The following is a 20,418-nucleotide window of genomic DNA, read 5'->3' as shown; positions in this document are numbered from 1 at the left end:
GGCAGGAACGTACAAATCCATCGGTGCAACGCAATGCTGCAAAAACAGCCGGGTTCCCAGTAGAATGTTGTATGCCGGAGAACCCTTCTATGAAGAAGGGTTCTTTTTGTACCGGGAGGGGATGCGGTCTCGCTTAAGGGAGCTTGTTTGATCATCAAGTTCAATACAACTAACGGGAGGTACATTCTATGAGAATTTCTGTTCTTCTGAAGGTGCTCGGTGTTGTTTTTGCCGGGCTGGCAATCGTCTTGATCTTCTCGGTTCTTATGCTCCGCAGCCATTACCTTGACGTTCAGAAGGCCGTCTCCCGCCAGGCGGAATTCAAACAGCTCGGCTTCGACCTGGAGCGGGCCTCCAATTATTTGACGGACGAGGCGCGAAAGTATGTGCAGTTCGGCAATAAAACGTTCTACAACAACTACTGGCGCGAAGTGAACGAGACGAAGTCGAGAGACCGCGTCGTCGAACGCTTGAAAGCAATGAATGCGCCTCCGCAGGAGCTGGATCTTCTTACGCAGGCGAAGATGAAGTCGGACGCGCTGGTTCTGACCGAGGAAGCCGCATTCCGGGCTGTGGAAGCGGGGAACTTCGACCAGGCCCGGCAGCTCATGTTCGACGACGCGTACGAGCGGAATAAGCAGATCATCGCCGAACCGATCTCCAGGTTCCAGACTTTGATGAACACCCGTGCCGAGCAGGAGCTCCATGCTGCCGAGGACGGATTCCATACGTTTCTGTACATAACGATAGCGGCCATCGTTTTGGCCGTCGCCGCGATGATGACTTCGATCGGACTTCTGTTTGTGAAGCTTAAGCCGCTGCAGACGATCGTCAGTAAATTGCAGGAGCTGGCTAACAACGAAGGAGATCTCACCTCCAGACTGCCCGATACGAGCAAGGATGAGATCGGGGAGCTGTCGCGTTCGTTCAACAAGATGCTGGCCAGCTATCAGGAATTTGTCCGCAATATTATCTCGTCCGCCCAGCATGTCGGCGCGGCCGCCGTGCAAATATCCGCGACTACGGAAGAGGTGGCGAGCGGCACGCAGAGCCAGGCGCAGTTCGCCCAGCAAATTAACGAGCTGTTCCGTGAACTGAATCTCAGCATGGAATCGATATCCAAAAACGCGGTGGACGCCGCAGATTTTTCCGAGAAAATGTCCACCATGGCCCAAGAGGGCGGAACGATTATCGGCAACACCATTAGGGGCATTACCCGGTTGAACGAGCAAATCGAGGTGCTGGAGAAAGATTCCGAGAAGGTAGGGGAGATCGTCGCCGTCATCGATGAGATCGCCGAGCAGACGAATCTGCTTGCTCTGAATGCAGCGATTGAAGCAGCCAGGGCGGGGGATCAGGGACGAGGGTTCGCCGTCGTAGCCGATGAGGTGCGCAAGCTGGCGGAACGCAGCGGCAACGCTACCAAGGAAATATCGGCGATTATTAAAGGGATGCAGAGCAATATGAAGGACAGCGTGAGAGCGACGAGTAAAGCGGTGGAGGACACGGACAAAACCGGGGAAGCGTTCGACGGCATCGTCGGCATGGTCAAGCAGACGTCTTCCCGGATCATGGAGATTGCGGCAGCTACCGAGGAACAGACGGCCCAGTCGGCCACGATCCTGGAATCGGTGGAGATGATCGCCGCCTCCTGCGAGCAGTCGGCCGCAGCATCCCAGGAGACGGCCGGGTCAGCTCAGTCGTTGGCCGGTCTGGCTGAAGAACTGAATCGTTCGGTATCGGCCTTTCAGGTATGACCCGATAGGTGCCGGCAAATAGCACAAGCTCCGCTCAGCAGATCAGCTGGACGGAGCTTGTTGGATGTCCGGATGAAGCCGCCGCGCCGGGCGATTGGCGGGCGGTAAGCCGCCTAATCGCCGCGATTATTCATCCGCGTAAGCCGCTTTCGTATCGATGCCGATCGACCCGGCTGTGGCGTCCCAAGTGATGCCGATATTCATCAATTTGGCGACGTCTCTCAGCTTGAAGTAATTGTTGCCGTCGATGTGGTACGCGGTAATTTGGACGCCTTTGCCGTCGAGCGTCACCTTGGCGGTCGTTTGCGTTACTTGCTTGCTTGCTTTCTCGCCGGAAGCAGTCAGTTCACTTCCGTCCGGCGTGTAAGCTTTCTGGGTGGTGAGCGCGATCGCGTTCTGGACGGCATCCCAGCTCACTTCGAAGTTTTTCTCGGTACCGTTAACGGCCATAGCCAAGTCCCGCAGCTTGAAGTAGTTGTTGTCGTTGATATTGTAAGCTTCGAAGGATACTTCCTTGCCGTTCACCAGCACTTTGGAGGCTGTCGGGTTCGCGGTGGCCGGCTGCGAAGCGGATTCCGGTGCCGGCGCCGGCTCAGGTTTGCTCGCTTCCTCCGTGCCCGCTACCACTTTCAAAATAATAGCGGCATTGTCTCCCCGAGATTCCCCTTTAAACACAGGGAACACTCCGTAGTCGACAGCTTCCGTCAGCACGGCTTTGTTGTCTTTGATCTCTACGTATTCCAGGCTTTCGTCATCGACCCATTTGGCGATGGACGCTTCGTCCGACAGTTCGCCGTGAAAGGTGATCGTCACAGGTGCGGATACGACATACATCGTCTCGCCATAACCTACGTCTTTTATTTTCTGTGTCTCTACATAGTTGGATATCGTGACATAATTGCCGTTTTTCGCATCGAACCGTTTATCGGCTGCTGCAAACGCCGTCAGCGACGCGATAAGCGATACGCTCAAAACTAGTGATAACATTACGGTTATTCGTTTCCACGTTCCTGCCATCCTGTAATCTCTCCTCTATGTATCGGTATATGGTGCTACCGAACCATTCTACATGATCTATCAAAATATGACAATATACCTAAGTTTATGACAGGTATATAGTAATTTTGTCGATAATCTATTAAAATGAATAAACCCATTAGGTAATTTTTCTCATCATACTAGAAACTACATTCGATGAAATAGGAGAGAGCAGCCGGGTGAGAACGAGAAGAAGCGGAAGGTTGACGGCGATGCTGGCAGTCCTTCTAGGCGCAGCTATGATGCTGGGAACGGTGCACGCAGCCGTCCCGGATTCGGACAAGACTAGCAAGAATATAGTGAATCCTTATGAGAAGATCACGTATGCCTTGACGATCCAACATATCGATAGGCTGGCCGAAGCTTATCCGGATCTGATCGAAGTGAGAACGATCGGCCATACTTTGTTCGGACGTGAGATCCGGGCGGTCCGGTTAGGCAAAGGAGAGGCACAGGTCCTGATCGACGGGGCCCAGCATGCCAGGGAATGGATGGGGACCAATCTCATCTTGTATCTGATCGACCGTTACGCTTATGCGTATGAGAAACATGTGAGCTACGACGGCTATGACGTACGGGATATACTCGACCGCTGCTCGATCTGGTTTGTGCCGATGGTGAATCCGGACGGTGTGGCGCTGCAGCAGGAAGGGCTGAACGCTTTTCCCGACTATTGGCATGCCAGTCTGGCGGTCATGAACGGTTATAGCGATAACTTCGCACGCTGGAAGGCTAACGCTCAAGGAATCGATGTGAACAGGCAGTATCCGGCGATGTGGGACGGCATTCGGAATTCTCCGGCTTACCCCGGCTACAAAAACTATAAAGGGACGGCCCCGGCCGAGACGGCGGAGGCGGCGGCCATGATTCGATTCGCCAGCGAGACCGACCCGGAAATCGCTCTGTCGTATCATTCGTCCGGCGAAGTGTTGTACTGGCATTTCAATACGTTGTCCGAACATCTGGCACGAGACAGGAACATGGCCGATACGATCAGCGCGATGACCGGGTACGGCTTGATGAAGCCCGAGAAAAATCCTTCGGGCGGAGGATTCACCGACTGGTTTATTATGCGATTCGGGCGTCCCGGCTTTACGGCGGAGATCGGTGCGTATCATGCGGAGACGGAGTTGCCTCTGTGGACGTTCGCGGACATATGGGAAGACAATAAGAACGTAGGGCTGTATCTGGCGTCGGAAGGGTACAAGCTGTGGCGCGAACGATACCCGGTGGAGAACGTCGAGGAGAAGCTCCAACTGCTCAAGGAAGTACAGCTGTACAGTCGGCCGAAGGAAGGATACCCGGTCGGCGCGAAGCTGGGCCCAGCCAAAGTGACAGCAGACGCACGGCTGGGGAACTGGTATCGGGTACCCACATGGCTCGGTCCGAAATGGATTCAGCTGGATGCGGGCTCTTATCTCCAAGGACATAGCGAGACGTACAAAGAACGCATCAAGCTGACGGATCAAACTCCGTTGTATCCGTCCCCGAAAGCGGAAGAGTCGGCTGTATTGGCTCAGCTGGACCCGCAGGAAGTCCAAGCGCTGGAGCGCTGGAACGACTGGCTGCTAATCCGGACCTGGTTGGGTGACGCATGGATCAAGCAGAACCGGTAAACCCTTGCGGCGTCCGGGAGACAAGGGCATGGGGGCTGTCCCCAAAAGATCCGCATGATACGGAACGTTCCGTTTTCCCAACGAAAGGACCTCAAATTCCACGGTAAAGTGGGATGAGGTCCTTTTTCGCAAAGAAATCGGTTCGGAATGGGGCTTCAAAAATCGCAAAAAGACTATGGACGACCCCGTTCACTGCCGTTAAAAGTCGAAATGGTCCGGGTCGGGTCCGACTCGCCGGTTTTCATTCAACCCGTCGATCCGGTCCATGTCCTTCCCGCTTAATTCAAAATCGAAGATCGCCGCATTTTCGATAATCCGGTGTTCTCGGATCGACTTCGGTATCGTGACGACACCGTGCTGCAAGTCCCAGCGAAGAATAATTTGCGCCGGGGATTTCCCGTACCGGGCCGCCAGCTCGAGCAGCAGCGGGTTATCCAGCAGCTCGCCCTGCATGAACGGAGACCAGGCTTCGAGCTGGATGCCGTGCTCCTTCGTGAAGCGAAGCAGCGGTTTCTGGGTTAGCCGCGGATGGAACTCGACCTGGTTGACCATAGGTTTGATTTCGGCCGCCTTCATCAAATCCTCCAGATGATGAATCTGAAAGTTGCTCACCCCTATCGCTTTGACCCGCCCTTCCCGGTACAGGTACTCCAAAGCTCTCCACGATTCCGTAATCTTACCCTTCACGGGCCAATGGATGAGATACAAATCGAGATGGTCCAGCCCCAAACGGCTCAGACTCGCTTCATAAGCGGCTAACGTCGATTCATACCCTAAGTCGGCGTTCCATACCTTGGAAGTCACGAACAGTTCTTCCCGTGTAATCCGGTTGTCCTGCAAGGCTTCGCGAATTCCTTCGCCGACGCCTCGTTCGTTCCCATAAATCGCTGCCGTATCGATGCTGCGGTAACCATGGGCGACGGCCGATTTCACGGCTTGAACCAGATCAGGTCCTTCTTCCACTTTGAACACGCCGAGTCCGAGTACGGGCATGTGCTTTCCGTTGTGCAGCGTTACAGTATTCTGTATCGAATTCATCATCTTCGTTTCCTCCCGAAATGTGGTATAAAGCGGCGTTCAGCATAGTTGAGAGTGCATGTTGGGAGCAGTCTCCCGGACCGGTTCGCCCGCCTCGTCCTGGCGTTCCAAGATCCGGGCCAGTGCGGTCAGCACTGCTGCCCCAAGCACCATCAGCGCCCCGATCCACGTCGTATGAATCAGCCCGATCGAGTCGGTAACGACGCCGCCCAAGTAGGCGCCCATGGCGATCCCGGCGTTGAAGGCGGCAATATTTACAGCGGAAGCTATATCTTTGGCCTGAGGAGCGAGCCGTTCAGCCAGCACCACTACATAAACCTGCAAGCCAGGCACATTCATAAAGGCGAACAAGCCCATGAAAAAGACGGTAATCAGTCCTGCGGTTTTAAACGGCGCGGTAAAGGCCAGCACCAGCAGGACAAACGCCTGAGCGGCGAACATCATGGTCAATGCCTTTACGGGCTTGCGATTCGCCGCCTTGCCTCCGATCATATTGCCGGCTGCAATCGCGATTCCATAAACAAGCAGGATGAAAGCCGTCGTTTCGGGCTCAAATCCGGTTATTTCATGAAGCAGCGGGGATAAATAGGTAAAGACGACGAAAGTGCCTCCGTAGCCTAACGCCGTAATCGCAAAAGCGAGCAGCAGCCGGCGGTTTGTCACGAGCTTCACTTGATCCTTAAGCCGGACGTTCGCTCCTTTGCGCAAATTCGCAGGCACCAGCATCAGGTTGGCGAGGAACGCGAGCGCTCCGACAACGACAATCGCGACAAAAGCCGCGCGCCAGCCGAGCTGCTGGCCGATAAACGTACCTATCGGAACTCCGGTAACCGTCGCAACGGTAAGTCCGGAGAACATGATCGAGATGGCGCTCGCCCTGCGGTGCTCCGGTACAAGATCGGCGGCAATCGTAGAGCCGATCGACATGAATACGCCGTGAGCCAGCGCCGAGACGACCCGTGCGGCCAGCAGAACCCCGATCCCGCCCGCGGCCGCCGCGAGCATGTTGCCTGCAATAAAGACGACCATGATCCAGAGCAGCAGCGTCTTGCGCGATACCTGCGAGGTCAGGGACGTCAAGACTGGAGCGCCGAAGGTGACTCCAAGCGCATATAAAGTAACGGTTAACCCGGAAGTCGTAACCGATATATGAAGGTCATCGGCAATAAGCGGTAGCAGGCCTACGCTGATAAACTCGGTTGTTCCGATCGCAAAAGCGCTGATGGCCAAAGCCAGTAGCGCGAGTGTACTCCTTCTGTTGTCTGTCATCCTTCCCACCCTTACAAGATTGTGATATCCGGCCGGTACCTGTTATTATGGGTGACAGGAAGGAAGATGAACAGTACGTACTTTTTTGTGATATAGGTACTTCAAAGTTCCTATTACCATCTAATAAAGGGGCAGGAACGATGGCAAAAGAAGCGGCGGTCAAGAAAAAATACAATATTTCAGTCGAAGCGACACTCGAAGTGATCGGCGGGAAGTGGAAATGCGTCATTTTATGCCATCTGACGTACGGGAAGAAGCGGACAAGCGACTTGAAGCGGCTGATGCCCGCCATTACGCAAAAAATGCTGACCCAGCAGCTGAGGGAGCTGGAGGAGGACGGCATTGTGAACCGGATCGTCTACAATCAGGTGCCGCCCAAAGTGGAGTATGAGCTTAGCGAATACGGATGGAGCTTAAAATCGATATTGGATTCTTTATGCGCATGGGGAGAGAAGCATATTATTAAAGAGTACGGGGATAAGTTCGCCGTATTGGAGGACAATATACTTAATCACAAGGACGAGGCGCAGGAGTAGGATAATTCCGTTCCTCGTACAGACGGAACACTTCCCAAGCGCGTTGCCGGACGGACGCTGCCAGATGATCCGGCTCGACGATGTACAAATCCGTGTTAAAGCCGAGCAAGAAACGGACTAACGTTTCGTGCTCCCTATAAGCGTACCGGGTCCGCACGACAAGCGAACCGTCCGGCTGCCGCTGCGTATCCGCCGCATCGAAATGGTCCATCGCCGACACGACCGCTTTACCGGTAAAACGAAGGACCAGATCCACCGACTCCTGCTCCCACGCTTCCTCCCATCGCTCGTTCACCTCCGCCAGCGTCATGGACCGGCGATTGAACGTTTCCGGCATAATCGTCAAATCCCTTATCCGCGAAAGTCTAAATAACCGGTAATCGTCCCGGTTCAAACAATATCCGTGCACATACCACGCGTATCCTTTGAGCACCAGCATATGCGGCTCAATGCGGCGCTCCGTTTCCGCGCCTTTGCTGTCGGTGTAAGTAAAACCGATCCGTTTCTGCCGCCCTACGGCGCTGTGCAAAGTTTCGTACAACGCACGGGAGGCCGCCCCGCTTTGCCAAGGCGTCAGATCGATGACCACTTGATCGGTGCCGCTCATCCGTTCCTGCTCCGCCCGCGAGACCAAGGCGCCCACCTTCTCGAGCAGACGATCCATATGGTGCTGCTTCATCGCTTGGGTCGTATGCAGCCCTCGTAATGCGGTAAACAAAGTATGCAGCTCGTCGAACGACAGCATCTGGCGGTCGAGACGGAAGTCCTCCATAATCTCATATCCGCCTTCGTTGCCCGGGTAGGACACGATCGGAATGCCGGAGCCGCTCAAAGTATCCAAGTCCCGGTAGATGGTGCGCAAAGAAACTTCGAGACGTTCGGCCAACTCCTGAGCCTGCACCCGTTTCCGGTTCAGCAGCAAGATCGTGATAGCCATCAGGCGCTCCAGCTTCATATAGGTTCCTCCCCGGTCCAAATTGGCAATTTTTAATCCAACAACCTTTTCAAAAACCATTCTTTGGTTTCTGCACCAGGAACAAGCAACTTCCACTCGCCGTCGGTGTCTTTAATAATAGGGAATGGTGGCAAAATATCAGTCTTTCATTAGCTTTGAAATATTCTGCTGCTGCCTTTTTGGACTCAACTCCGGAGGAATAAGGTGGTGATGTAAATGAAAGAAAATAATAGGTTGTATCTTGAAAACATCATATCGAAATTACATTTTTTAAGGAAGCCTGGTTTTTGGATAGGTTCGATCACTAGTTTACTCGTCGCAGTCGGCGGGACTGCTCTTTTTATTTATTTTATTATTTACTTAATGTTGCGTTATGAATGACCTGGATGATTAAAAGGGAGTCCGATCCGAAAGGAGATTTCCCGGAGCCTAAAGGTCCGGGAAGAACATGCGGGCTTCCGACCCTAGTTCCGATGACGCTGCTTTACCGACCGGTCGTCCGGACTTTTCGGAAAAACTCGCGGACATCTTGAACGAGAAGAGCGGGCTGTTCCATGGCGAAAAAGTGGCCGCCCCGTTCGAATTCCGACCAATGAACGATGTGGTGGTCCCGCTCGGCGAAGGAACGGATCGTTACGTCCTTGGCGAGGGAGAACAGCACACCGGTCGGCACAGTTCCGCGTTCATTCGGCTCCCAAGCGGCGAAGTCATGTTTGGCTTCGTAGTAGATTTGCGCGGAGGAGCCGGCCGTCCCGTTGAACCAATACAAGCTGATATTGGTCAGTATGAGATCCCGGTCGATGGAATCCTCGGGCAAGCCTTCGTCCGGTTCGGTCAATTCCTTGAATTTTTCGACGATCCAGGCGAGCTGTCCGACCGGAGAATCGTGCAGGCCGTAAGCCAGTGTCTGAGGACGGAGCGACTGAATCTGCAAGTACCCGTCGTTGAATCCTTCCATCAGGGCGAACCGGTTCCGGTCGGCTTCGGATAAGCTCTCCATCTCACCTTCGGCGCCGATCGGGAAGGTCAGCAGGGAGTTGACATGGGCGCCGATGATCCGGCCGGGATCCAACTGACCCATGACTGGAGCGACAAAAGCTCCCGTGTCGCCGCCTTGAACTCCGTACCGGTCGTAGCCGAGCCGGGACATCAGCTCCGTGAAAGCGGCCGCGATCCGTCGGACCGTCCAGCCGGGGCCGCTTAGCGGCATCGAAAAGCCGAAGCCGGGGAGGGACGGAATGACCAAGTGGAACGCATCGGCCGGCTCTCCGCCATGCGCCCTCGGATTCGTCAGCGGCCCGATGACGTCCAGGAACTCTACGAACGAACCGGGCCAGCCGTGAAGGAGCATCAGCGGAGTTGCGCCGGGCTCCGGCGAGCGGATATGCAGGAAATGGATCGTCTGCCCGTCAATCCGGGTTGTAAACTGCGGCAGCTCGTTAAGCGCGGCTTCATGTTGGCGCCAGTTATACGCCGTGCGCCAATATTCGGCCAACTCCTTCAGATAGTCGACCGGAACCCCCCGACTCCAGCCGATGCCGGGCAGCTCGCCGGACCAGCGGGTCCGGGCCAGACGGTTTTGTAAATCCTCGATATCGAGTTGCGGTATAGCGATGTGAAAAGGCCGGATTTCCGTGTCCGATGCCGCGCTTTCGTTTCGATCAGGATGTATCATGACTGAACAGCTCCTTACGGTTGAATTTGTCGTTCACGGTTGTAAGTATAAAGAGCTGTTGCTGACAACTGTTTGTCATCTTTGGGAGGAGCGGCCAAATTTTCCGGAAAAGATGCTTACAGTAGAATCGCTGCCGAATATCAAGTATATTGGTAGGGAGTCATCGAGGAATATACGCGGAAGGCTCACCGATTGCCAGCATAACTAGAAGAATGGGGGATATGAAAGGATGTCTGCTTTACCAAACTGCCCGAAATGCAATTCCCAATACACGTACGAAGACGGAAGTCTGCTGATCTGCCCGGAATGCAGCCATGAGTGGACGCTGGAAGCGGAGAGCGAAAACAGCGAGGAAGTGAAAGTGGTCAAAGATGCGAACGGGAACATCCTGAACGACGGCGATTCGGTAACCGTCATCAAGGATCTGAAAGTAAAAGGAAGCTCGTCGGTAATCAAAATCGGCACGCGAGTCAAAAATATCCGGCTGATTGATGAAGACCACGACATCGATTGCAAAATCGACGGTTTTGGCGCGATGAAGCTGAAATCGGAATTTGTTAAAAAGATATAAGGCGTGATCGCGCACAAAATCGAAGCAAGCCCCGGCTCCACTTGAGTGGATTCGGGGCTTTTTGCCGAGTAAGAGCGGTTTGTACCCTTTATTTTGTCCAAAAGCCGCTTGGATGGGGAAATAAGAGTGGTTTGGGAGACTGTCGATTCATTGTGTAGAAGTGTTAGCAGGCCGTTCCAAGTGAAAAGTTACCTTCTTCTGCTCAGACAGGTTGTCCGGAATCCCTTGATTGAATAACGATTGTAAGGTAGGGGATTCCAGACAAAACTCGCCAGAAGGTAATCTTTTCCCTTTCCACTTGGTTGTCCACAATGAATCAAAAGCCTCGTTTGGAACCGTTAGTATCCGCGAATAGGGTACACCCTCCATCAGTTGGCTGAAATAAGTTTTCCAAACCGCCTTTATTCGTCTCGATCGTCCCTCTAATGCCGAAAATAGAAGGTGCCAAAACCTCTTATTATGTTTATAGAGACCCGCGTATTAGGCTTTCGGCGAAGCAGCTTCCGATATTTTCAAAAAATAAAGGTTGAAACCGCTTACCGCAACAGCTATACTGAACATAAATAATGGTACAGGAAAGGTACATATACCATAATTATTCGAATACAATACATCATGTACGGCTGATTATAAGCCAAGATGGAACATGTACGGTTCTTATACCATTATCGGTCCGAAAAGAAACTAGGAGGAAAAAGGAGGAGTCACGCATTGAACATGATTGACGCGCACGTGCATCTGCAAGGACCTGACCTGGCTCGAGGCACGCTGGAGGAAGGAGACCGGCTCGGTGTGAAGCTATTCGTCTGCTCCACGGTCGTCGGTATGGGATACTACCCGTCCTTCGACAAGGTGAGTACATCCAACGATGAGCTGTATGCGGTTATGCAGCGCTATCCGGAACGGGTGGCAGGCTACTGTTATGTCAACCCCCGGAACGGCCGGCAAGCACTGGAGGATTTCCGCCGCCGCATCGAGGATCAGCGGATGATCGGCCTCAAGCTGTGGGTGGCTACACTGTGCGACGATCCGCTGGTGTATCCGTTCATCGAGCAGGCGATCGCCTACAAGGTGCCTATCCTCATCCACGCCTGGCGCAAGACGGTCGGTCAATTGCCTTACGAATCTACGGCCGAGCACGTCGCGAACTTGGCCCGTCTATATCCGGAGGCGCGGATTCTTATGGCTCATATGGCGGGGCAGGTGGAGAGCTCCGTCAATCGGATTGCGCCTTATCCGAACGTCTACACGGATACCTCCGGATCTCCGATCGGCGGCGCAGAAGTCAGTATCGCGGTTCGACGGCTAGGCGCGGAACGGGTTATATTCGGGTCGGATTTGTACGGCGCCTGCCTGGCCAGCAACATCGGCAAAGTGCTGGGAGCGGGACTCTCGCGGGAAGAGTTTGATTTGGTCATGGGTCACAATATGGCTAGGCTGCTCGGAGAATCGATCCATGGCGAGCTTTATTCGGCAAGTATGATCAGTACCTAATCGAAGGGAAGGAACACCGAATGAAGATGGGGAAACGGACGCTGGTTGCCATGACATCTCTGATCGTGTTTGCAGCAGGATGCTCCGCCGGCGGCGGTACAGGAGCACCGAACGGACAACAGGACGATAACGGGACAAGTAAGCCTGCAGAGCCTCCCCGCGAGCCGGTAGAGCTGACGCTCCACGGAACGATGAGCGGATTTACCGAAGAATTCATGAAGACGCATTTCGGGACGTTTATCGAGAAAAAGTTTCCGCACGTCAAGTTGAAGTATTTGCCGACCATGGTCGTAGCCGGTGCGGCGAGGACGACTGCCACCTATTTGGCTGCCGGGGAGAAATTCGATATTATTACCGCTCCCAGCGGATCAACCCCGGGCTCGGTGCTGGAGAACGGCTTACAGCTCGAGCTGTCGCCGTATATCAAGAAGTACGGCTTCGACCTGAACGCAATCGAGCCGTCGGCCGTTCAGATCCAGAGACGCTTCGCAGACGGCGGCGTTTACGGCATTCCTTTTACGGCCAACACGCTGGTCCTCTTCTACAACAAAGATCTGTTCAGCCGATTCGGCGTGCCTCTTCCGACAAGCAGCACGACCTGGGACGATCTGCAAGAAGCGGTCAAGAAGCTGTCGCGCACCGAAGCCGGCGTCTCTTACCGGGGATTAACCGCCACCTATTGGCATATGATGCTGCTGAATCAGAAATCGGTGCCGGGGCAGGACCTGAAGACGTTCAAGGCGCAATATACGAATGATGCGTATAAGAAAGAGACAGAATTCCTCACCAGTTTCTTTCAAATACCGGGCAACAACTGGACGACCACTCCCAGCATCGCGCAAATGGTCGACTCGTTCGTGAAAGGGACGTCCGCCATGTACGTCGGGTTGGACAACACCTGGCAGCTGTACAAATTTCCGAAAGAGCTGAACTGGGACATGATCCGGCTTCCCGAGCGCAAGGACGCCCCCGGCACCGGTCCCCAGACGTACCCGAACTACATGTACGTCACGAATATGAGCGAGAACAAGGACATCGCCTTTCAAGTCATCGCTTCACTCGCATCCGAGGAATTTCAAACCTACTACGCTAAGCAAGGCTACCTTCCCATCATGAAAAACAACTCCAATCTCTTAAAGCAGTTTGGCGCGGACGTTCCCGAGCTGGCCGGCAAAAACAAAGACATCATCTGGCCCAAGCTGGCCTCTCCGACCGAGGTGACGAAATTCCAATCGCTCGATTTGAAGTACCAGCAGCAGCTTTTCGCGGATATCGTAACCGGCGCTAAGGACATCAATACTGCGCTGCGCGACGCTGCGGAAGCCCACGATAAAGATATAGCGGCACAGTTGAGCAAATAAGAGGCGGTGCAAAGGGATGAGCAGAAACGTGCGAATTAGCACCATACAGCCCAAATTGACCGTGTACCGGGATCAGCCGATCGAGGCGGGCAGACGGGAAAACATCGAGCGGATGCTGGGGCTGCTGCACCAGGCGGGCGAGCGCGGCTCCGATATCGTGCTGCTTCCCGAGACGTTTACCCATGCAGGCATTCCGCTGGACGCAGGCAAGCTGGAGCGGCACGCCGAGACGCTGGACAATGCGATGTTTGGCGAGCTGTCCGCCGTATGCGCCCGGTACGGCATGCATGTGGTCGCCTCGGTTTATCTGAACGACCGCGGCGCTGTGTACAACAGCTGTGTCTTTCTCGATCGGGGAGGTTTCGTCGCCGGGGTCTACCACAAGGTCCACCCGACTTATCCGGAGATGGCGTACGGCGTGCAGTCGGGAACCGAGTTCCGGGTGTTTACGCTCGACATTGGGACGGTGGGCGCGATCATTTGCCATGACAACAGCTTTGTGGAAAGCGCGAGGTGTACGGCTCTGATGGGCGCGGACATTCTTTTCTGGCCGCATTTTCAGAGCGGGTGGGGAGAGGTGATGTGGGAGGTGCAGCTGAAATCGCGGGCGATCGACAACGGCTGCCTGTTCGTCTCTTCCTCCTACAGCGACAAGTCGGAGCGGAATCATTGGGCTCCGGGCCGATTTGTCGGCCGTTCCAATATTGTGGGCGACGATGGCATCATTCTGGCCGACACCGGCCGGGAAGAGGCGATTGCAACCGCAGACGTCGATCTGGACGACAAACGGAGAGCCCATTCCTTCTGCTACAACGATGTCGTGGAGTATCAAAAGGCGTTGTTCGATAACCGGAAGCCGGAAGCTTACGGAAGGATCGTCATGCGACGAGAGGAGGAGAGCGCGCCATGACAGAGAATCGAAACGGTCATCTCCATAGAACGGTCAGCCGAAGAGCGATGCTCGCGGCCATCGGAATGACGGGAGCCGCTCTTGCGGCGGGCTGCGGAACGAAAGCATCGGCCGAGCTTCTGTCGGATCGGCTGGGATCGGCTGCTGCTGCCTGTGCCAGCTACTGCGTAACCGACTACGGAGCCACGGGAGACGGCCTAACGGATGATACGGCTGCGATTCAATCCGCGATCAACGCGGCGCAGACGGCGGGAGGAGGAGTCGTTTATTTTCCGCTGCCGGCGGCCAGGTACATCTGCAACGGGGTGACGATCAGCGGTTCGAATGTATGGATCGACTTGGGCGGATCGACGGTCGAGAAGAAGCAGGGGAACGGGTATGTGTTCAGCTTCAAAGGATCGCTGACGCAAAAAAATGTCGGGATCATGAACGGTGTCCTGATCGGCGATCCTTCCGTGACGGCTAACGGGGGAATTTCCATAGCGTCAAATCCGCTGACCGATGCGATCGACGGCTTCTTATGCTCGGATATGACATGCAAAACGTTCGCCCAATACGGGATTAACGCGGGAAGCGTGTCGAATGCCGTATTCCGCAATATTTCGATCCAACAGCACGGTTCCGTAGCGCAAGGGGCTACGATCGGGATCGGGTTCGTGATTTACCCGAAAAATCCGCAGAGAAATATTTTCATCGACGGTCTGTATTCGCATATCCATGTCTCTTCGACTATGACAAGCGCCGCGATTAAATTCGAAACGGCGGCCAACGTAATAGCCGCAAACATTCATGCCGTCAATGGAACCGAGTCCTGCTGTGTCGTGAATGCAACTGACCATAGCTTGTATACAAACCTGCTGCTGGAGAGCGAATACAGCGGGAACGGACATTTGGGGTTTGTCGTGACCAGCAAGGACATGCTCGTTAATCCGCCGATCGCGAACGCGACCTTCCAGATCCATCATCTCAAGGCCAGAGGGGTATTTTCCCACCCGCTCGTCCTTGCGGCCAACGGCGTTACCCGCTGCGTGTTCGACCATTTCGATTTGAGCGAAACCTCGACGGGCCGGGCGGTCATTACTACGAATGGAGTCGTGTCGAACTGCTCGTTCACGAACTTTATAAGCGACATCCGGTTCGATCTGCTGCAGGGCGCCACCTGCTCGAACTGTAACTTCGTGAACATTTCCCTGAATTCCGGCGCATTCTCCGTACGAGGGGACAACAATACGGCCAGCAACATCAGAAGCCGGGGAGCCGGCACGATTAAGTTTGTCGGGAACGACAATATCCTAAGAGATTCGGTTTCCGTCAACTGTACCTCGCATGCGTATCAGGTGAACGGAAGCCGCAATTATATCGTGGACTGTGTAAGCTTGAATGCGGCCGGCAAAAGCCTGTTCGTCGAATCCGGCAGCGGCAACCGGTATCACGACTTGCTGCAGGCCGGAGGCGGCGGAATCCAGGACGACGGGACCGGGACGATCGGGCACCGCAAAGGGAGTACAGCCGGCAGGCCGGTGCTGTCGGCGAACGACACGGGTTATGTGTACCTGGACACGACGCTGAGTCCGAACGGGAAACCGATATGGTGGAACGGCGCGGCTTGGGTGGACAGTGCCGGGCTGCCGGTTTGAAACGGTACGGGAGCAACAGAAGAGACGAAGGGCGGTTATCCGCGAAATGGATGGAGAGAAACATACGATGCAGGATATACAAACTACTCTTTCTCAAGGCTGGACGGAACGGCTGAAACAATCGATCCCTTGGGGATCAAGCACAGGTTCAAAATCTCCGGTATACGCCCCGGAGGAGCCCGGCGTTATCGTGCGGGGGAAAGGCTGCCGGGTATGGGATGCCGACGGCCGCGACTATATCGATTTCCGCAACGGACTCGGGCCGGTGACGCTCGGATACGGCTATCCGGCCGTCGATGAGGCGATACGCCGGCAGCTCGACAACGGGATTATATACGGTCATCCCCACACGCTCGAATGCGAGGTGGCCGAGATGGCTTGCGAGCTGATCCCTTGCGCGGAGCAGGCGCGGTTTCTGAAGACGGGCGGGGAAGCGATCGCGGCATGCATCAAAATCGCGCGTGCGTACACCGGCCGTGATCATATCGTGCAGATCGGCTACAACGGATGGCTGAACAGCAATGCGATTGGAGGTGCGGCATTGCCCGGACGGACCGCTCAAGTGCTGCCGGGCGTACCTTTGGCGGTAAGCAGTCTCCATCATGCCTGCGGCTGGAACGATATAGCGGGATTAGAGCGATTGCTCGATGAGTTCAGCGGCCAGATCGCCGCGATCGTCATCGCCGCGGACTACAGCTCGATGGAAGCCGGCCATACGTATTATCCGGCTGTCCGTGCGCTTGCTGACAAGCACGGCACGCTGCTTATTTTCGACGAGATCGTTACGGGCTTCCGGATTGCGATCGGCGGAGCGCAGCAATATTTCGGCGTAACGCCCGATCTGGCCGTATTCAGCAAAGGGATCGCCAATGGAATGCCGCTGTCCGTCTATGCCGGGCGCAAAGACGTGATGGCCTGCTGTGCTCCGGGGAAGGTCGTGATCTCCTCCACATTCGGAGGCGAGACCTTGTCGCTCGCGGCTGCCAAAGCGTGCATGGACACGTATCGCCGCAGCGATGTACCCGGATTTTTGTGGAAGCAGGGGGAGGCGGTGTGGGGCGCATTAAACCGGCTGTTCGAGCGCAAAGGCATTCCTGCGACCGTACGCGGCTTTTGGCCGTGCCCGGCCTTCGGCACGACCGGAGGTAAGCCGGGAAGTGAAGTGCTGCCGCTTTTTTTCCGGCTCGCCTACAAGCATGGCATATCGCTCTATAACGTCTCCTACGTCAATTTCAGTCATCGGGACGAAGATATCGCGGAAGCGCTGGTCCGGCTGGAACGCGCCTGTGACGAATATATCGAGACGGCAGCCGGGTAGCCGGCGCGGATGGCGGATAACAGGTGGCAGATGGCGAATCTAACAATCGATACAACAACTTCACTTCAAGCGGAGGTAGGATCATGGCAGTTGGTGCAGAATCAACATTCGATAAAAATCAGGCGGCGCACGGTGAGGAGGCGGTTTATCCGGCGATGCGCCTGCTCGCGCCTTTTCAAAAGGAGAAGGCTATCGATTTGACCGTGTTTATGGGTCAATGGCCGACGCGGCTGCAGATTCGGGCGGACGCCGAAGATTTGAGCGCGATGGCGGACCGGCTCGGGTTAAGCGGGATGTTCGTCAGCCATATCGCCTCCATATTCGGCTTCGATACGAGGTCGGGCAATGAGGAGCTGTTCCGGGAGGCGGCCAAGGACGAGCGGATCTGGCCGTTCGCCATCCTGAACCCTGTCGAGCCGGGATGGGAGCAGGAGCTCGAATGGGCCGTCAAGGAAGGCGCGCGCGGAATCCGGCTTGTGCCCGGCTATCACGGGTACAGCCTGACGTCGCCGCAGGCATTGGAGCTGCTGGAACGGGTGAAGGAGCAGGGCTTACCGGTCCATCTGTGCGCGAGACTGGAGGACGAACGGCTCGTTCATCCGAGAGTTCCGCTGGTCCCGGTGAAGTTTCACGAGATTGCGGAGTTTCTCCGCCTGACCGGGGATCTTCCGGTTATTCTCAGCGGATTGCGGGCCCGGGAATGGGACAGCGTCAGCGAGCATCTGAACGAGGGGCACCGTACGGACCGGGTGATGCTCGACCTGTGGTTTACGAACGGCCCCGTAGGCGCCGTCGCCTCCTTGTGCCGCAGCGGCTTCGCGAGCCGGCTTGGTTACGGCTCCTGCGCTCCGATTCAGGTACCGGAGGCGACCGCCTTGCAGCTGGCCGCGGCGGATATCGGGGCGGATCAACGCACCGCCTTGTGCCGGGGCAATGCCGCCGCGCTCTTGTTCGGGCACGATGCCGGGCAGTGAACGTTCTATCGCGTAAGCTTAGAGAAGCCCCCGGCCGCGATTGCTGCGACAGGGGGCTTTGCTGATGCGGGGGCCGCGGACGGGCGTAGGCTGGGGAAGCGGGAAGCCAGCAGCGCCTCTCGAGTCCCCGCACCGTTCGCCAGTCAGAAGTGCTCGGCAATCGTCCCGCCATCCTCCAGACCGAGCCAGAACAAGCTCATTTCCGCCATGAGCTCGGCCGGGTCCATCTGTTGATCTAGCAGCTCATGAAGGAAGTAGTTGTTGTCCATCAGGCGGTCCCCGACGTTGATCGCATGCAAATAGGCTGCCGATTTGACGCTCGTATTAACCGGTTGCAAGACGGACAGGAAGGGGGTGCTCTCGCACATCGTCCGCTGCACATCGGCTTGCAGCGCCATACTTACAAATTCCAGCGATAAGCCGGGATCGGCGCATGCACGGGGCACCAGCAGCAGGTTGGCTTGCAAGAGCGTTGATTTCGTATTGCCGAACGGCAGCGGGGCGATTTCCGGCTTGAATCCGATTCCGCGCTCCGTCCAGGTGGACATCTCGAACAAGGTCGTTAAGGTCATCCCCGATTTGCCGTAGATGAACGGGTTAATCAGGTTTTTGCTGTCCGTATACACCGTGGCAATCCGTTTGCGGTGCAGCCAGTCCTGCAGGCTGTCGAGCGTTTGGGCGATGATGGGCCGGTTGTCCACGGACTTGGGCCGCATCCCGTTCTGCAGGGCGAAGACGAGCCAGCGGCTGAGCGACGGGAACAAACTAAATCCGAAGCGGTCGATCCGGCCGTCGGTGATCGAGGTGACGCGTTCGGCGGCGCTTGTGAAATCGTCGACGTTCCAATGGGGACCCGGGAGGGGGATGCCCGCATCCGCAAACAAATCCGGATTATAAGCGAGACACGTTGGCGAGAACGTGATCGGAACGGCCGGCACGGTTTTGTCCGGGCATAACGATTGGCGGAGCTTGGGATACATCTCCTCCAGCGCAGCGCCGGCTACGGAGCCCAGATCTTCGAATAGGCTCTGGTTCTCGACAATGCCGAGCTGGCTTTCCCCGATCAGCACGATATCCGGGCAGAAGCCCATCCGGTCGGATTGCAGCAGCGACTCGGCGAAGGTGTCGGCGGGCAAGCTTAAGACGTGAATATCCACATGGGGATACTTCTGCCGGAAGGCGTCGCATAAGACATACAGCCCGTTATCTACGAAATAGGCCGGAAAGGGAGCGGCGATACGGATGATTTTCCTGTCGCCGTGCTGAATGGCCAGATCGGCGGGCACCATCGTGCCAAGCCCGACTCGTTTCAGGACCAACCCTTCTTTATGGAGCTCCTCCAGCGCTTTTCGAACCGAATTCCGGCTCAGCCCGTAATATTTGCACAGCTCGTTTTCCGGCAATAGGTACTCTCCCGGTTTGATCAACCCGGTCAAAATTTGTTCTTTTAACGTTTTATACAACCGGACGTATAGAAAATCGCTGGCTCTGCGCATACTTGTGGGATGTATCTCCTTTCGGACTGGACTTACTTACAGGTACTGGATTGGTACAGGTACCCTACATATCCATGATTATACCGCAGATTGGCTAAGCTCAGCCATATCTCTCGCGGGTGCGGAGAGCTTTTCTTTTCGGGAGCCGGATGGCGCCGCTGGGGAGCAACAAATTCAATGTGTGTTCCATGAACCGTTATGATAGTATATAGACTTAGACGAAAGGAGAAGTGAACGATTGTGATCCAAATAACGATTCCGGCGCCGGACGTGACCATTTTGAAGCAGAAGGACCCCCAGCTTAGTCACATTTACGGCTTTACCGATTTTCACCTGATTCCGAGGGATAAAGGCGGCATTTTTATGTTTTACAACGAGAAGGACGAGCTGCTGTTTGTCGGCAAGGCGCGCAAGCTGAGACCGCGGATCAAAAAACATTTCGAGGATACGGTATCCGTCATCCAGGACCATCGCAACGAAGTCGCTAAAATTGAGGTATGCGTACAGGAAAGTCCTGTAGACCGGGAGATCTACGAGACTTATATCATCAACGAGCTCAAGGCCAAGTATAATGAAGATAAAGTGTTTTTCAGATGAATGGAAGGCGACGACAAAGCAACGGGCACGGCCATGGGGCCAGGCTCGCTGCTTTTTGTGCGCTTGGCAGCGCTTCGACTAAGGAGTGAAAGTCTCCTCTACACCGCGTGGCGGCGGAAGTAGTAGCTGACGCATAGTGCTCAGTCCGTGAGGATGGGTGCGGAGGTAGCGAAGGC

At 55.4% G+C, this 20,418-nt stretch carries 17 protein-coding genes; 11 read left to right on the top strand and 6 right to left on the bottom strand.

Going from position 1 to position 20,418, the window contains the following annotated elements; translation table 11 throughout:
* The first annotated feature begins 188 nt into the window (after positions 1-188).
* A complete protein-coding gene (locus AC3Y2E_RS31880) occupies positions 189-1,757 on the top strand; it encodes a methyl-accepting chemotaxis protein (RefSeq protein WP_379217306.1) in 1,569 nt (522 codons plus the stop codon).
* A gap of 126 nt (positions 1,758-1,883) precedes the next feature.
* Here AC3Y2E_RS31880 and AC3Y2E_RS31875 read toward each other — a convergent pair whose 3' ends face one another.
* The gene (locus AC3Y2E_RS31875) at positions 1,884-2,774 is read right to left on the bottom strand and encodes a hypothetical protein (RefSeq protein WP_379217305.1); all 891 of its coding nucleotides are present in this window, start codon (positions 2,772-2,774) and stop codon (positions 1,884-1,886) included.
* A gap of 200 nt (positions 2,775-2,974) precedes the next feature.
* Here AC3Y2E_RS31875 and AC3Y2E_RS31870 point away from each other — a divergent pair, with 200 nt between their 5' ends.
* Complete coding sequence (locus AC3Y2E_RS31870) at positions 2,975-4,411, top strand: M14 family zinc carboxypeptidase (protein WP_379217304.1); 1,437 nt, start codon at positions 2,975-2,977, stop codon at positions 4,409-4,411.
* A 198-nt stretch (positions 4,412-4,609) separates the two neighbouring features.
* Here AC3Y2E_RS31870 and AC3Y2E_RS31865 read toward each other — a convergent pair whose 3' ends face one another.
* Together AC3Y2E_RS31865 and AC3Y2E_RS31860 are read right to left on the bottom strand one after the other, a co-directional pair.
* Positions 4,610-5,452 (bottom strand): aldo/keto reductase, encoded by an 843-nt coding sequence (locus tag AC3Y2E_RS31865; protein ID WP_379217303.1) that lies wholly within the window; start codon positions 5,450-5,452, stop codon positions 4,610-4,612.
* A 36-nt stretch (positions 5,453-5,488) separates the two neighbouring features.
* On the bottom strand, positions 5,489-6,718 hold the full coding sequence (locus AC3Y2E_RS31860) for an MFS transporter (protein ID WP_379217302.1): 1,230 nt from the start codon (positions 6,716-6,718) through the stop codon (positions 5,489-5,491).
* Between the two features lie 140 nt (positions 6,719-6,858).
* Here AC3Y2E_RS31860 and AC3Y2E_RS31855 point away from each other — a divergent pair, with 140 nt between their 5' ends.
* A complete protein-coding gene (locus tag AC3Y2E_RS31855) occupies positions 6,859-7,254 on the top strand; it encodes a winged helix-turn-helix transcriptional regulator (RefSeq protein WP_379217301.1) in 396 nt (131 codons plus the stop codon).
* Here AC3Y2E_RS31855 and AC3Y2E_RS31850 read toward each other — a convergent pair.
* Both AC3Y2E_RS31850 and AC3Y2E_RS31845 read right to left on the bottom strand, forming a co-directional pair.
* Entirely contained in the window at positions 7,226-8,209 is a 984-nt protein-coding gene (locus tag AC3Y2E_RS31850) for a helix-turn-helix transcriptional regulator (protein WP_379217300.1), read from the bottom strand. The two genes, AC3Y2E_RS31855 and AC3Y2E_RS31850, sit on opposite strands and share 29 nt — an antisense overlap.
* A gap of 484 nt (positions 8,210-8,693) precedes the next feature.
* Positions 8,694-9,884: an epoxide hydrolase family protein gene (locus tag AC3Y2E_RS31845; RefSeq protein WP_379217299.1), complete on the bottom strand. Its 1,191-nt coding sequence runs from the start codon at positions 9,882-9,884 to the stop codon at positions 8,694-8,696.
* Positions 9,885-10,113: 229 nt separating this feature from the next.
* On the opposite strand from AC3Y2E_RS31845, the gene AC3Y2E_RS31840 reads away from it, so the two are divergent.
* From AC3Y2E_RS31840 to AC3Y2E_RS31810, 7 genes are all read left to right on the top strand, one after another.
* A complete protein-coding gene (locus tag AC3Y2E_RS31840) occupies positions 10,114-10,455 on the top strand; it encodes a zinc ribbon domain-containing protein YjdM (RefSeq protein ID WP_379217298.1) in 342 nt (113 codons plus the stop codon).
* A gap of 717 nt (positions 10,456-11,172) precedes the next feature.
* Positions 11,173-11,949 carry an amidohydrolase family protein gene (locus AC3Y2E_RS31835; RefSeq protein WP_379217318.1) on the top strand — a complete coding sequence of 259 codons (777 nt, stop codon included), beginning with the start codon at positions 11,173-11,175 and terminating at the stop codon, positions 11,947-11,949.
* 20 nt (positions 11,950-11,969) lie between these two features.
* Positions 11,970-13,310 (top strand): ABC transporter substrate-binding protein, encoded by a 1,341-nt coding sequence (locus AC3Y2E_RS31830; RefSeq protein WP_379217297.1) that lies wholly within the window; start codon positions 11,970-11,972, stop codon positions 13,308-13,310.
* 16 nt (positions 13,311-13,326) lie between these two features.
* Positions 13,327-14,220 (top strand): carbon-nitrogen hydrolase family protein, encoded by an 894-nt coding sequence (locus AC3Y2E_RS31825; protein WP_379217296.1) that lies wholly within the window; start codon positions 13,327-13,329, stop codon positions 14,218-14,220.
* Positions 14,217-15,857: a glycosyl hydrolase family 28-related protein gene (locus AC3Y2E_RS31820; RefSeq protein WP_379217295.1), complete on the top strand. Its 1,641-nt coding sequence runs from the start codon at positions 14,217-14,219 to the stop codon at positions 15,855-15,857. The genes AC3Y2E_RS31825 and AC3Y2E_RS31820 overlap by 4 nt, the downstream gene beginning before the upstream one ends.
* A 67-nt stretch (positions 15,858-15,924) precedes the next feature.
* A complete protein-coding gene (locus tag AC3Y2E_RS31815) occupies positions 15,925-17,175 on the top strand; it encodes an aspartate aminotransferase family protein (RefSeq protein WP_379217294.1) in 1,251 nt (416 codons plus the stop codon).
* A gap of 83 nt (positions 17,176-17,258) precedes the next feature.
* On the top strand, positions 17,259-18,149 hold the full coding sequence (locus AC3Y2E_RS31810; protein ID WP_379217293.1) for an amidohydrolase family protein: 891 nt from the start codon (positions 17,259-17,261) through the stop codon (positions 18,147-18,149).
* Positions 18,150-18,292: 143 nt separating this feature from the next.
* Here the strand turns inward: AC3Y2E_RS31810 and AC3Y2E_RS31805 are convergent, their stop codons facing one another.
* Positions 18,293-19,645, bottom strand: a complete 1,353-nt coding sequence (locus AC3Y2E_RS31805; protein WP_379217292.1) for an extracellular solute-binding protein — start codon at positions 19,643-19,645, stop codon at positions 18,293-18,295.
* 240 nt (positions 19,646-19,885) lie between these two features.
* Between AC3Y2E_RS31805 and AC3Y2E_RS31800 the strand changes: the two genes are divergently transcribed.
* Positions 19,886-20,242 (top strand): nucleotide excision repair endonuclease, encoded by a 357-nt coding sequence (locus AC3Y2E_RS31800; RefSeq protein WP_379217291.1) that lies wholly within the window; start codon positions 19,886-19,888, stop codon positions 20,240-20,242.
* The last annotated feature ends 176 nt before the right edge of the window (positions 20,243-20,418 follow it).

The organism is Paenibacillus sp. MAH-35 (genome assembly GCF_058135425.1).
This window is presented reverse-complemented; position numbering and strand designations above follow the sequence as displayed.